Source organism: Dickeya undicola, assembly GCF_000784735.1.
In the GTDB taxonomy this organism is placed as follows: Bacteria; Pseudomonadota; Gammaproteobacteria; order Enterobacterales; family Enterobacteriaceae; genus Dickeya; species Dickeya undicola.
The window spans coordinates 44,720-57,453 of the sequence record NZ_JSYG01000003.1 but is presented as its reverse complement, the minus strand read 5'-3'; the positions used below and the strand labels follow the sequence as shown (position 1 = coordinate 57,453).

At 55.0% G+C, this 12,734-nt stretch carries 12 protein-coding genes; 4 read left to right on the top strand and 8 right to left on the bottom strand.

What is annotated here, in order from left to right; genetic code table 11:
- Positions 1-53: 53 nt before the first annotated feature.
- Positions 54-863 carry a bifunctional DNA-formamidopyrimidine glycosylase/DNA-(apurinic or apyrimidinic site) lyase gene (mutM, locus tag OB87_RS00935; protein ID WP_033567577.1) on the top strand — a complete coding sequence of 270 codons (810 nt, stop codon included), beginning with the start codon at positions 54-56 and terminating at the stop codon, positions 861-863.
- Between the two features lie 32 nt (positions 864-895).
- On the opposite strand, the gene coaD is transcribed toward mutM, so the two are convergent.
- From coaD to waaA, 3 genes are read right to left on the bottom strand one after another with little or no spacing between them, the layout of a single operon-like run.
- Positions 896-1,375: a pantetheine-phosphate adenylyltransferase gene (coaD, locus tag OB87_RS00930; protein ID WP_033567576.1), complete on the bottom strand. Its 480-nt coding sequence runs from the start codon at positions 1,373-1,375 to the stop codon at positions 896-898.
- Positions 1,365-2,156, bottom strand: a complete 792-nt coding sequence (locus OB87_RS00925; RefSeq protein WP_033567575.1) for a glycosyltransferase family 2 protein — start codon at positions 2,154-2,156, stop codon at positions 1,365-1,367. The genes coaD and OB87_RS00925 overlap by 11 nt, the downstream gene beginning before the upstream one ends.
- The gene (gene waaA / locus OB87_RS00920) at positions 2,156-3,433 is read right to left on the bottom strand and encodes a lipid IV(A) 3-deoxy-D-manno-octulosonic acid transferase (protein WP_033567582.1); all 1,278 of its coding nucleotides are present in this window, start codon (positions 3,431-3,433) and stop codon (positions 2,156-2,158) included. The genes OB87_RS00925 and waaA overlap by 1 nt, the downstream gene beginning before the upstream one ends.
- 546 nt (positions 3,434-3,979) lie before the next feature.
- Here waaA and OB87_RS00915 point away from each other — a divergent pair.
- Genes OB87_RS00915 through OB87_RS00905 form a run of 3 tightly spaced genes read left to right on the top strand, consistent with a single transcriptional unit; the run spans position 3,980 to position 7,415 of the window.
- A complete protein-coding gene (locus tag OB87_RS00915) occupies positions 3,980-5,104 on the top strand; it encodes a glycosyltransferase family 4 protein (protein WP_033567574.1) in 1,125 nt (374 codons plus the stop codon).
- On the top strand, positions 5,101-6,207 hold the full coding sequence (locus OB87_RS00910) for a glycosyltransferase family 9 protein (RefSeq protein ID WP_033567573.1): 1,107 nt from the start codon (positions 5,101-5,103) through the stop codon (positions 6,205-6,207). The genes OB87_RS00915 and OB87_RS00910 overlap by 4 nt, the downstream gene beginning before the upstream one ends.
- Entirely contained in the window at positions 6,207-7,415 is a 1,209-nt protein-coding gene (locus tag OB87_RS00905) for an O-antigen ligase family protein (protein ID WP_033567572.1), read from the top strand. Before OB87_RS00910 ends, OB87_RS00905 begins: the two co-directional genes overlap by 1 nt.
- Before the next feature lie 98 nt (positions 7,416-7,513).
- Here OB87_RS00905 and OB87_RS00900 read toward each other — a convergent pair whose 3' ends face one another.
- Genes OB87_RS00900 through rfaD form a run of 5 tightly spaced genes read right to left on the bottom strand, consistent with a single transcriptional unit; the run spans position 7,514 to position 12,710 of the window.
- Complete coding sequence (locus OB87_RS00900; protein ID WP_033567571.1) at positions 7,514-8,632, bottom strand: glycosyltransferase family 4 protein; 1,119 nt, start codon at positions 8,630-8,632, stop codon at positions 7,514-7,516.
- Positions 8,629-9,714: a putative lipopolysaccharide heptosyltransferase III gene (gene rfaQ, locus OB87_RS00895; RefSeq protein ID WP_033567570.1), complete on the bottom strand. Its 1,086-nt coding sequence runs from the start codon at positions 9,712-9,714 to the stop codon at positions 8,629-8,631. The genes OB87_RS00900 and rfaQ overlap by 4 nt, the downstream gene beginning before the upstream one ends.
- A gap of 12 nt (positions 9,715-9,726) precedes the next feature.
- Positions 9,727-10,698: a lipopolysaccharide heptosyltransferase RfaC gene (gene rfaC / locus OB87_RS00890; protein ID WP_033567569.1), complete on the bottom strand. Its 972-nt coding sequence runs from the start codon at positions 10,696-10,698 to the stop codon at positions 9,727-9,729.
- Positions 10,695-11,747 (bottom strand): ADP-heptose--LPS heptosyltransferase RfaF, encoded by a 1,053-nt coding sequence (rfaF, locus tag OB87_RS00885; protein WP_033567568.1) that lies wholly within the window; start codon positions 11,745-11,747, stop codon positions 10,695-10,697. The genes rfaC and rfaF overlap by 4 nt, the downstream gene beginning before the upstream one ends.
- Positions 11,748-11,777: 30 nt before the next feature.
- Positions 11,778-12,710: an ADP-glyceromanno-heptose 6-epimerase gene (rfaD, locus tag OB87_RS00880; RefSeq protein ID WP_033567567.1), complete on the bottom strand. Its 933-nt coding sequence runs from the start codon at positions 12,708-12,710 to the stop codon at positions 11,778-11,780.
- Positions 12,711-12,734 lie beyond the last annotated feature (24 nt).

The following is a 12,734-nucleotide window of genomic DNA, read 5'->3' as shown; positions in this document are numbered from 1 at the left end:
TATGCCGGAGGATATTTATTATCGCTTCAGCAAAGCGTTTCACTGGAGGATATATGCCAGAATTACCTGAAGTGGAAACCAGCCGCCGCGGCATTTCACCCTGGCTGGTCGGTCATACCATTTTGTACGCGGAGGTGCGTAACGCACGTCTGCGCTGGCCTGTCTCCCCTGAAATTCTTTCGCTGAGCGATACGCCGGTGCTGAGCGTGCAGCGGCGCGCTAAATATCTGCTGATTGAGTTGTCGACTGGCTGGATAATCGTCCATCTTGGCATGTCTGGCAGTTTGCGGGTATTGCCGGAATACAGTGAGCCGGGCAAGCATGACCATGTTGACCTGGTGATGGACAGCGGTAAGGTGCTGCGTTATACCGACCCACGCCGTTTCGGTGCCTGGTTATGGTGCGATGACCCAACGACCAGCTCGGTGCTGGCACATCTGGGGCCGGAACCGCTGAGCGACGATTTTTCCAGTCGCTATCTGTTCACCCAATCCCGTGGCCGTAAAACGCCGGTCAAGCTGTGGATTATGGACAACAAGCTGGTGGTGGGCGTTGGCAACATTTACGCCAGCGAGTCGCTGTTTAACGCGGGTATTCTGCCGAGTCGGCCAGCGGGTTCACTGTCTGAGGCTGAAGCGGAACAACTGGTGCGCTCCATCAAACAGGTATTGCAACGCTCGATTGAGCAGGGCGGCACCACGTTGCGGGATTTCCTGCAGTCCGACGGCAAACCGGGTTATTTTGCGCAGGAATTACAGGTCTATGGTCGCAGCGGCGAGCCTTGTCACCATTGTGGCACGCTGATTGAGAGCATCAAGCAGGGCCAGCGCAGCACTTTTTTCTGCCAGTGTTGCCAGCGTTGAGCACAATCCATTTCAGAATCATTGCGTCGCTCTTAGCCTAATTTTTCCAACAGGGCTGTCGCGACAGGTAGTGGTAAAAAATGTGAAACGTCGCCGCCGTGTCGGGCGACTTCTTTGACCAGTGTGGACGAAATAAACGACCACTGCTCTGATGGCATCAGAAATACGCTTTCCAGCGTCGGCATCAGGTGATGGTTCATTTTCGCCAGTTGCAGTTCATATTCGAAATCAGACACCGCGCGTAACCCTCGCACCAGAATCGTCGCCTGCTGCTGCCGGGCAAAATTAGCCATCAGGTCGGTAAACCCAACTACTTCGACGTTCGGTAGGTGCTGTGTGGCTTCTTTAGCCAGCGCTACCCGTTCTTCCAGTGTAAACAGTGTGTTTTTACCGGGGCTGGCAGCAATTGCCAGAATCAGGTGATCGAACATGCGTGTCGCGCGTGTCAACAGGTCCAGATGACCGTTGGTCAGCGGGTCAAAGGTGCCGGGATAGATGGCTCTAGTCTTCATGGTGCTGATGTTCCTGATGAGTGTTGCGCCGGTTATTCAGGGCCCATAGACCAGTATATTTGTTAAATGTGTACTGTGCATTCACGATAGCCAGCAGCAGTCCTTGTTTGCCGTCCAGAAAGCCAGCCCGCAACAGCCAGGTTTTGATAAACGCGCCCAGCGTGTGCAATAGGATGGAGGCGAAACTGCAACGTTTGCCCTGATGAAAGCGCTCTGTTGCCCAGCCTTCGGCGTAGGCGAACTGCTTTTGCTGGAAACTGAAAAAGTCCCGGCAGGTTAGGTGCTTCAGGTCGCCATCCAGCGAAATCACCCGTGCGGCACCGTAATCGAGGGATTCATGTACCGCATTGTCATTGTAGCGGTAGCGGTTGGGATACAGGCGGATAACCTCATCCGGATACCAGCCGCTGTGGCGCATGAAACGTCCCAGAAACAGATTGCGGCGTGCGCAGCGGTAGACGACATCCCTTTCAGGGGATTCGAGCGCGGCCTCGATGGACTGCCGCAGCGCAGGCGTGACCCGTTCGTCGGTATCAATCATAAAGATGTAATCGCCGCTGGCGTACTGCTGCGCCAGTTGACGTTGTTTGCCAAAACCGGGCCAGTCGGTGTTCTGATAAACCTGTGCGCCGTGGTGGCGGGCAACATCTAACGTGCTGTCACTGCTGCCGGAATCCAGCACGATAATCTCGTCGGCCCAGTCGACCGACGTCAGACAATCGGGCAGCAGCTCCGCCGCGTTATGGCTGATAAGAACAACGGACAGACGTTTCCGACTCATTACTGACTCCGCGGTGGCAGATAAGGCTCCAGCAACGACAGCAGACTTTGTAGCGCGCCTTGATTTTTGTGCAGTACGTCCACGGCATGGTGGCCGTGGTAGCGGCGATAGTCATCGTCAGACAGCAGAGTCGTCACCTGCTCCACCAGCGATGCGGTATCCCGCACGGTGATCAGCCCATCGGATTCCTGCAGGCGGGCACAGATATCCTTGAAGTTGAAGGTATGCGGGCCCATCAGCACCGGGATGGCGTGCGCGGCCGGTTCCAGTGGGTTATGTCCGCCTCGCTCAATCAGGCTACCGCCGACAAACGCCAGGTCGGCGATGCCGTACAGCAGCATCAGTTCACCCATGGTATCGCCAATCACCACATGTGATGAGGCGGGAGGAACGGTGCCTGCGCTGCGCAGGGTATATTCCAGCCCTGCCTTGCGGACGATGGCTTTAGCGTCGTCAAAACGGTCGGGATGACGCGGCACCAGAATCAGCAACAGTGTAGGAAAGGCTTTGAGCAATTCGATGTGGGCGTCGACGATGATTTTTTCTTCGCCTTCATGGGTGCTGGCAGCGATCCACACCGGGCGTTGCGGAGCCCATTGACGACGCAGCGTCACGGCACGTGCGGCCAGCTCCGGTGTGACGGAAATATCAAACTTCAGGCTGCCGGTCACGTTCAACTGGGTACGTTTCAGTCCCAGATTGATGAAGCGCTCGCCATCTTCGTCATTTTGTACCGCGATGAGGGTGATGCGACGCAGCAGCGTGCGCATAAAGCGGCCGAGTTTGCGGTAGCCGTTGGCAGAGCGTTCGGACAACCGGGCGTTGGCGATGATCAACGGGATCTTGCGCTGGTGCAGCGCCGTGATGAGGTTAGGCCACAGTTCGGTTTCCATGATGATGACCAAACGCGGCTGCACATGATCGAGAAAGCGCGTCATCGCGCCGGGCAGATCGTAGGGCAGGTAGACATGGTAGACGTCTTTGCCGAATGCAGATAAAGCACGCTCGGAGCCGGTCGGCGTCATGGTAGTGACAGTGATCGGCAGGGATGGATAGCGGTGGCGCAAGGCGCGGACCAGCGGCACCGCGGCCAGCGTCTCTCCGACGGAGACGGAATGCAGCAGTATGCCTTCGGGTTTTACCTGATTTCTGTAGAAGCCGTAGCGTTCTCCCCAGCGTTTGCGGTAAGCGGGGATTTTGCGGCCCCGGAGCCAGAGGCGCAGCCAGATAAGTGGCTGGATCATGTAAAACAGAAAGGTATACAGCGTTTGTAACATAATCATCGATATTATAGTCAGCGATAGCGAATTCTATATATTTATAGCGGCTAAATCTATCATTTTAACCAGTTATGGCAGGTGTTCTCTTTTTTACCGGATAAACAGGGAATTAGCGTTTGAAGTTGCACGGCTGCACATTAGGTTAATGACTGATGGAAAACAGGATTATTCGCTGAAGGAAACATCTTTCAGGCTAAAAACCGGCATGAAAATTAAAATTAAAAGAGAGGATAAATAAGTGTTCCGTCTATTTTAGATTGACGGAATAAATATATTTATCCGTTTATAAGGTCGGGCGGTAATAATATTTCTCCATGCGGATTTTTATTTCAAAATGTGTTTTCCTCAAGAGGATAGCGATGGTGTTATCTAAAAAATGGCAGAAAGTTGAACGGCATGGCGGCATTCCGGCTTGCGATTCCGATCTTAAATCAATCCTCTCTTTAACCTATAACGAACGCATTTTGTACAGGATTCTTCGCTGGCCTTCATGTATTATAGGCAGTTTATGACTTAAAGCTTATCTGATATAGGTATAAAAAGATGTTAGACACATCTTTAAATATATTACATACCGAGTCCTCTTGTGGTTGGGGCGGGCAGGAAATTCGTATTCTTACAGAGTCTCAGGGAATGATGAAGCGTGGCCACAAGGTCACTATTCTGTGTTGCCCACACTCCAATATTTATCGGGAAGCGCAGGCGCGGGGCATTGCCGTGGTTGGGCTACCGATCGAGAAAAAACGGTTATCGTCCTTGCTGGCGTTGGTCGGTTGGCTGCGTCAGCACGGTTGTGCGTTCGATATCATCAATACGCACAGTTCCACCGATGCCTGGCTGGTCGCGGTCGCTGGGCTGATGCTGGGAAAACGGGTGCCGCCGATGGTACGTACCCGCCATGTTTCCACTGACATCAACCGTTCGCTAACCACCCGCTGGCTGTACATGACCGCTACTCGCCACATCGCCACCACTGGCGAACGTCTGCGTCAGCAGTTGCACCGTGACAATCGCTATCCGTTGTCACATATGACCTCGGTGCCGACCGGTATCGACCTGACTTTTTATCGCCAGGCTGACCGGCAGAGCGCCCGTCAGACCATCGGCGTGCCGGATCGGCCGACGCTGGGTATTCTGGCGACGATGCGTTCCTGGAAAGGACACAGCTATCTGTTGGAAGCCTGGCAGACGTTGGCGAAGGATTTTCCAGAGTGGCAGTTGCTGATGGTGGGCGATGGGCCGCAGCGTCAGGCGCTGGAACAGCAGGTTGCGTCGATGGGGCTGGCCGATCGGGTCATTTTTCTGGGAAACCGCGACGATGTGCCGGACTGCCTGAACAGCATGGATCTGTTTGTGTTGCCCTCTTACGGTAATGAAGGCGTACCGCAAAGCATTATGCAGGCGATGGCCTGCGGCTTACCGGTGGTGTCGACCACGGTCGGTGCAATTGACGAAGCGGTGGTCAATGAACAGACCGGCTATCTGATCACGCCCAAAGATACCGCGTTGCTGGAGCAAAAATTGCGTCAACTGATGGGGGACGATGCATTACGCGCCCAATTTGGTGAAGCGGCGCTCAAGCGTGCGTCCGAGCAGTTTGGCGCGGATATCATGCTTGACCGAATGACGACCATTTTCCGCAATAGCCTGCGGTCGACGCGTTCATGAGTAAATTCTCTGCCCGGTTGCGGATTTTTCCGCGTGGCCTGCTGCAGTTGTTAAAAAAGCCCTGGCGTCGTGCGCCGACGGCGGTGAAACGTATTCTGGTCGCCCATAATTTGTTGTTGGGCGATACCGTGATGCTGACGCCGTTGCTGGCCAGATTGCGGCGTAATTACCCGCAGGCGGAAATCGTGCTGCTGTGTAAGCCGCCGTTTGTTGAGGTTTATCGCCTGAATCCCTACGGCGTAGTACCGATGCCTTACCAACCGGCGTCGGCGGCGTCGGTGTCGGCAATTGTCAACAGCGGGCCTTATGATCTGGCATTGATTCCTGGCGACAACCGCTATAGCTGGCTGGCGCTGGCGGCGGGCAGCCGTTGGATCGTGGCGCATCGGCCCGCACTGCACAACGCCAAGAGCTGGCCGGTCAATGAATACCGTGACTACCCAGCCGAACCCATGGCGTGGGGCGATGCGATGGCCGCCCTGACAGACGGTGAGTTGCCTGTGCCTCAGCGCTGGTCTGTGCCAGCGTGCGATTTTTCCCCGCCGGAGTTGCCTTTTGTCGTACTGCATGTCGGTGCCAGTAACCCTGTGCGTTTTTGGCCGCCGGAGCATTGGCTGGCATTAGCAGATTGGCTGGCGGCACAAGGTTATACTCCGGTATGGAGCGGCGGTAGCAATGAACGGTATATCGTTGATGCGATTGACCCGCAACGGCGTTATCGCAGTTTTGCCGGTGAGCTGTCTTTGTCGCAATTGCTGACGCTGCTGGCGGATGCGAAAGCGTTGATCTGCGCTGACACCGGTGTGGCGCATCTGGCGAAATGGGTCAACACCCCGACCATGACATTGTATGGTCCCGGTAATCCGGTCGCATTTGGGCCAGGCCATTTCTGGCAGAATAACCCGATTATCAACATCGGTTTCCACCCAATTCCTTGTCGTGACCAACACACACTATTTGGTCGAGAGTTGCCCTGGCTTGAGCGGTGCAACCGGAATGAAGCGCGTTGCCTACAGTTCTGCGATGGGCAGTCAGCGTGTATGCAACAGATTTCCCTTCCTGAGATTCAGACGGCTTTTACCCATTTGTTGAGAAAGATTTAATGACTACTCAGTTATCGTTTGGCACCCAACGTACCGATAATCGCGGCCTGTATTTTCTCAGTGCGCTGGCTATTTTTGTTAACCCCCTGGCTGAAGCGCCTAAAAACATCGCTATGGGGTTTTTGCTGTTGTGGATGATTATTCAGGCGGTCACGAATAAAAAAGCGCGCCAATGGTCGGGATGGGATCTATTTTTTGCTCTTTATATCCTCTCGTATTTGGTTGGTCTGCCTTTTTCCGCTTATCACACCGATATACGCGCGTTGACTGATGTGGCGCGTTATATGCTGTTTGGATGGATTATCTATCGTGCCAGTTTCAGCGAAAAGCAGAAAATCGGTCTGGTATTTTGGGCCACATTGGGGACCTTTGTTGGCCTGATTTATGGCGCGTGGGCGCACTTTTACATTGGCAAAGAGGCATACTGGACGCTTAACTCGGTCGGCCATGTGAATCATGCTGCTATCTATAACGCTATTATTTGTGGGATGGCGCTGACGGTTCTGTTCAGTTACTGGTCGGCAATGAGCGTTGGTAAACGACTGATGTGGATTGCCATGCTGGCGCTGTCCCTGGTTTATGTGGCGTTTGGTGAAAGCCGGGCGACCTTTGGGGCCGTTCTTGTGGTGGTGCTGATTCTGGGAGTGGGGTTTGCCAGAAAAAATAAAAAATTCCTGCTGCTGCCTGCTGTCTTTATCGCTGGGTTAATTGCGGTTGCCATCCTCAGCAATGCGCGCGTGGTGGTAAAACAGGAGCAGAATGCTTCGGATAACAATGTGTTGAGTTATCGCGATGTTATCTGGAGTTCAGCGTTTGATGTATTCAAACAGCATCCTTTCTTTGGTGTAGGGAAGGAAAATTTTGAGAAAATCGACATCAATAAATGGTCAGATAAGCCGTTATTCACGCATGTTTCCCATGCCCATAATATCTTCATCAATGTGCTGACGGAAAACGGCGTTTGGGGCGCGTTTTGGGTTTTCGGTCTGTTTGGTGCGATGGGTGTGGCGCTGGTGCGTTATATACCGAAGAGAAATGCGTTGCCGGTTTCCTGGCTGTCGTGGGGGGCTGCCTGTTCGGCATTAGTGGTGACATTGGTGGTCGGGTTGGTTAATACCACGTTCCATCATGAACATGCCAATTTGAGTATGTTCTGTTTCGCGCTGTGGCTGAGCCAGTATCGTTACGATCGTCAGCGTTTTATCTAGGTCCGCGACTCAGGTCATGGTCGGTAATCCGAATCCGTCCATGACCTGGTGTTTTACCGCAAAATCGGCGCGTCCACAGCAGGAGAGCGCCTTATTCGTCAAATCAACTGTTCATAGAGTTTGAGCATATTATCGCTCAGAAAGCGCAGGTCATAGCGTTCTACTTTGGCTCTCGCTTGTTCACCATACTCGTCGAACCCACTTTCGCAAGCCTGTCGTACTGACTGGCGCAGGCCGTCATAGTCCAGTGAGTCGCAGACAAACCCGTGCAAATCCGGCTGAATAAACTCTTTGCCACCGCACTGTTGTGACGTTATCACCCCCAATCCACTGGCCATCGCTTCCAGCACCACATTCGGGAACGGATCGTACAGTGTCGGTAGCAGTAGCATATCCGCTGCGCCGTAGTAGGGCCGGGTATCCGACTGCATACCGACGAAATGAACCCGACTGTCAACATCGAGCCGCCGGGCCAGGCGCTGGTAATGGCGGCTGTGCTTATCTTTCCCCACCACGATCAGGTGCGGATGCTGAGGAACACCGCTGATAGCGTGGATAGCCCCCGCCAGTCCTTTGCGTTCGAAACCGGAGCCGACAAACAGCATCACTGGTGCGTTGTGCGGTATACCCAGTTGCTGACGCAGCGCGTGGCGGTAGGCCACACGCAGATCGGGGGTAAAGGTGTCGGTGTTTACCCCGTTGTAAATCAGGTGAATTTTACCGGCAGGCACACCAAAGTAATGGCGAATTTCATCCGCCACCATCTGCGAGTTACAGATAACCGCTTTCAGCGATGGATGCTGATACATCGCCTGCTCTTGCGCCATTACATAACGGTGAAAACCAGACCACCACAGCAGACGGCGTTGCAGCGGGTTGAGAATACGCGAGCGTTGGGTAAGCCAGGACTGATGAACACCGTCACCGGCGCGGTAAATATGGCAACCTGGGATCCGTTCGTGACTCTGCACCAGATCGAACGCGGCGAAGTGCTGCTGAGCGGCCTGTGCGAATGCGCTTTCACGCTGGACCCGGCCGGTAATGCGTGGATTACAGATGATGACGTTGCGGTTGGCCTGCTCCGCGCCTTCCCAACTGCGGGTGATAACACTGACATCCAGTGAGCGGTGGTTGCTGAGCGCGTCGAGCGCTCTGGAAACGAAGCGCTCTGCACCTCCGTCCGGACGGTATTTCTGCCGCACGATCGCCAGTTTCATTCCTGTGCCTCCAGCAGTGCCGAATCAACCGCCAGTAACACCTGTTGAACGCTGATTTGCTGCAGACAGTCGCTAACTTTGCTGCCGCCGCAGCCGTCTTTACCGCAAGGGCGGCAGGGATGGCGGTCGGAGACTATCACCCGGTTGACGGTCATCCACGGTGCCCATTCGGTTTCTCCGCTGGGGCCGAACAGCGCCACCACCGGCGTTTGCATCGCCGACGCGATATGCATCGGCACCGAGTCCACGCCCAGCAGTAACTGTGCTTTGTCGATCAGGCTCGCCAGTTGTTTGAGCGTTAACTGACCGGCCAGGTCCAGCACCGGGTGGGTCAGATGTGACTTAATGTCGGCGATCATCGCCATTTCGCTTTCCGCTGGCGAAGCACTCAGCACGATGGTGTGGCCACGCTCGCACAGGGTGTTAATGGCCTGCGCCATCGCGCTGCTCTTCCAGCATTTGAACAACCAGCGTGATGTTGGATGAACCACGATGAAGGGTTGCCCCTGCCATTGCTGGTCCCGCAGTTTCTGGTCTACCGCCTGATCAGCCTCCTCGCCAGCGATCAGTTGTAACCGACGCGCTTGCGGTTCTGGCTGGATCCCCAGCGCTCGCAGGGTATCCAGATGGGATTCCACCGTGTGGCGGCGTGGAATGCGCGGTACGCGATACTGAAACGTCTTCTTCCAGAACGACAATTTGTCGCGTGCGCTGTTGCGAAAGGTGACGCCGAGCGGGATGCCCGCCAGACGTGCGATCCATAAGCCGCGCATACTTTCTGTCAGGTGAATGATGGTGTCATAACGTTGCGCCCGCAGCGTTTTCAGCAGCGCCCACTCTTTTGCCAGATGGCCGAACACCCCGAGTTTTTTCCATTTTTTGTCGACGGTATAAAGCTGGTCAATCGCCGGATGTAACGACAACATTTCTGCCGTATCGGCAAATACCAGCGCGTCGATTTGGGCATCCGGGTAATGCTGGCGCAGAATGGAAAACAGCGGCGATGTCAGTAGTACATCGCCATGATGGCGGAATTTGGTAATAAGGATTCGCCGGGGTTCAACCTTATGCGGTGAGGTCACAGTAATACCGCCTTATTCAGTCAATAGGGAAGCACAGCGCTGCCACACATCAGCGGCGTGGAGATCCGCCAGATCGCGGCTGCCTGCCGGACGGCAGACATGCTGGTTTTGGCCGTAGCCACCAATCAATCCAGGATCGGTCGGGCCGTACAGCGTGATATTAGGACGGTCGAGTGCGGCGGCGAGGTGACTCAGCCCGGTATCTACCGAGACGACAGCTTGCGCGCCAGCCAACACACCTGCCACTTGTTCCAGTGTAAGCCGGGGCAACACATCGACGTGAGAAAACCCGGTTGCCAGTCGCTGTGCCCGTTGGTGCTCGTGCTCAGCACCCCAAGGCAATTTGATGCGTAGTCCGCGAGGTTCGGCCAGCGCGATCAGTTCACGCCAGTACGACTCCGGCCAGTGTTTTTCATCCCGGGTCGTCGCATGTAAAAACACCAGATACGGCTGACTGTCAGCAGTGTGTTCCGACAAAAAACGCGTTGCAATCGCATAGTCGCCCTGTTCCGTCGGCTTGCGGTAGTTCAGGCTGACAGAAAACAGTTCCCGTATGCGTTCTACCGCGTGTTGCTGGCGATCAACCGGATGCCGATACTGATAAAACCAGCTAGCCAGCGGTTCGCGGGCGCTTTTCCAGTCCAGACCATGCTTGTTGCCGTAAGCCAGACGGGTCACCAGCACTGCACTTTTCAGTAACCCCTGAGCATCGATGATGGCGTCATAGCGTTTTTCCCGCAGCTGTGTTTTGAACGCAGCCCGCTCCGCACGGGTTTCATGGCTGAACCAGCTTTTGCGCCAGCGGCGAATCGCTACTGAAATGACGCGTTCAACCGCCGGATGCCAACTGGGGATCTGGGAAAAACCTTCTTCCACTACCCAGTCGAACTGAATGCCGTGAATCACTTGCATTGCATCGGTGAGCGCGGGCAGGGTGTGTAGTACGTCACCCATGGAAGACGTTTTAACGATCAGTACCCTCATGCCGTCTCCCCTCTGATGGGCAGATAGCGTGACAGGGCATCCAGCACCTGTTGTGGCTGAATGTCGATCAGGCTCTGGTGATACCCTTGTTCGGCATCGCCCTTGCGCACCCGGTGATAGCCGGTGATAAGACGAATGACTTCGGCCTGGTGGGAAAGCGGTGGCGTGAAGTCCGGGCTGCTGGGGCCGTACAGCGCCACCAGTGGGCGGTTGAGCGCCGCTGCCACGTGCATCAGACCTGAATCGTTACTGACGATCGCCTGACAGGCGGCGATCAACACCACCGCCTGATCCAGCACAGTTTGCCCAGCCAGATTGAGGCAATGTTCACGGGCATCAGCACTCAGGATCTGGCGGATGTCCTCACCTGCCTGACGGTCATTGTTCGAGCCAAACAAAACGACCTGATACCCTTGTTCAATCAACGTTTGTGCCAGTGTGCCGTAGTGGTAATGCGGCCAGCGTTTGGCCGGGCCGAACTCGGCACCGGGACAAAAGCCAATCAGTGGGCGGGAGTCGGTCAAATTAAAGGCGGCGGTGACATCCGCAATCTCGACGTCATTCACCGCCAGTTGCGGCCACAATAAGGGTTGAGGCAAGTCAGCGGCGGTATGAATGCGGGCTCGGTCGTACGCCAGCGCGACATAGCGTTGCACCATCAGCGGGAAAGCGGCTTTGTCCAGAACTCGTAGGTCATTGAGCAGGCCGTAGCGCATTTCACCGCGCCAGCCGGTGCGGTGCGGAATGTCGGCAAAAAAAGGCACCAGTGCTGACTTGAAGGAGTTGGGCAGTACGCAGGCGCGATCGTATCGTTGCTCACGCAGTGATACACCCAGTCGCCGACGCTCGCCGAGCGCCAACATGCCATGCCCCAGTGGCATGGGCAATGCCTGATGTACTTCGGGCATCCGCGCCAGCAGCGGGCGGCACCAAGCCGGAGCCATCACATCGATGATGGCATCCGGATGTTCGGCCTTCAGGGTGCGGTAAAGACTGTGCGACATCATCATGTCGCCCACCCAGGAAGGGCCGATAACCAGAATTTTCATACCGTTCGTGTTTCCTTACGGCAAAGCGAATCAGGCGTTGTGGTTCAACCAGGCCAGGTAGTCGGCGACGCCTTCCGCTACGGTTTTGAACGGCTTGTCATAGCCGGCTGCACGTAGGTTGCTCAGGTCCGCTTGTGTGTAGGCTTGATAGCGACCTTTCAGTTTTTCCGGGAAAGGGATGTATTCCACACTGTCTTTCTGGTGATACGCGAGTACGGCATCCGCCACAGCCTGGAAGGATTCGGCACGGCCAGTGCCGCAGTTGAAGATGCCGGATACACCGTGCTGCCAGAACCACAGGTTCACTGCCGCTACATCGCCGACATAGATAAAGTCGCGTTTGAAATTTTCGCTACCCGCGAACAATTTGGGTTTTTCACCTTGATTGATCTGGTTATTCAGGTGGAAGGCTACGCTGGCCATACTGCCTTTGTGGCTTTCGCGCGGCCCGTAGACGTTGAAATAACGGAAACCACAAATCTGTGAGTCGGCTTGCGGCAGAATTTCTCGCACGTACTGGTCGAACAGAAATTTGGAGTAGCCGTAGACGTTGAGTGGTTGCTCGTACTGACGGTCTTCAATGAAGTTGTCGGTGCGGCCACCGTAGGTAGCGGCGGATGAGGCGTACAGGAACGGGATACCGCGCTCCAGACAATAGTGCAGCACTTCCTTTGAGTACTGATAGTTATTGTCCATCATGTACTTGCCGTCCCACTCAGTGGTAGAGGAACAGGCACCCTCGTGGAAGATGGCGTCGATATCACCCAGATCGTCACCGGCCATGATGCTGGCGATGAAATCTTCCTTATCCATGTAGTCGGCGATGTCCAGATCGACCAGGTTGGCGAACTTGGTGCCATCCTTAAGGTTGTCGACCACCAGAATATCCCGATACCCGTCATCATTCAGCGCTTTTACGATATTGCTGCCGATGAAACCAGCGCCGCCAGTTACGATAATCATGGGGGTTACCTGCTATCTTGCTGG

Bases quoted from the DNA above. Each gene is read 5' to 3' on its own strand.
- OB87_RS00900 (WP_033567571.1), bottom strand. From the start codon at position 8,632: ATGAAACTGGCGATCGTGCGGCAGAAATACCGTCCGGACGGAGGTGCA.
- coaD (WP_033567576.1), bottom strand. From the start codon at position 1,375: ATGAAGACTAGAGCCATCTATCCCGGCACCTTTGACCCGCTGACCAAC.
- waaA (WP_033567582.1), bottom strand. From the start codon at position 3,433: ATGTTACAAACGCTGTATACCTTTCTGTTTTACATGATCCAGCCACTT.
- rfaC (WP_033567569.1), bottom strand. From the start codon at position 10,698: ATGAGGGTACTGATCGTTAAAACGTCTTCCATGGGTGACGTACTACAC.
- OB87_RS00925 (WP_033567575.1), bottom strand. From the start codon at position 2,156: ATGAGTCGGAAACGTCTGTCCGTTGTTCTTATCAGCCATAACGCGGCG.
- rfaF (WP_033567568.1), bottom strand. From the start codon at position 11,747: ATGAAAATTCTGGTTATCGGCCCTTCCTGGGTGGGCGACATGATGATG.
- OB87_RS00915 (WP_033567574.1), top strand. From the start codon at position 3,980: ATGTTAGACACATCTTTAAATATATTACATACCGAGTCCTCTTGTGGT.
- OB87_RS00905 (WP_033567572.1), top strand. From the start codon at position 6,207: ATGACTACTCAGTTATCGTTTGGCACCCAACGTACCGATAATCGCGGC.
- mutM (WP_033567577.1), top strand. From the start codon at position 54: ATGCCAGAATTACCTGAAGTGGAAACCAGCCGCCGCGGCATTTCACCC.
- OB87_RS00910 (WP_033567573.1), top strand. From the start codon at position 5,101: ATGAGTAAATTCTCTGCCCGGTTGCGGATTTTTCCGCGTGGCCTGCTG.
- rfaD (WP_033567567.1), bottom strand. From the start codon at position 12,710: ATGATTATCGTAACTGGCGGCGCTGGTTTCATCGGCAGCAATATCGTA.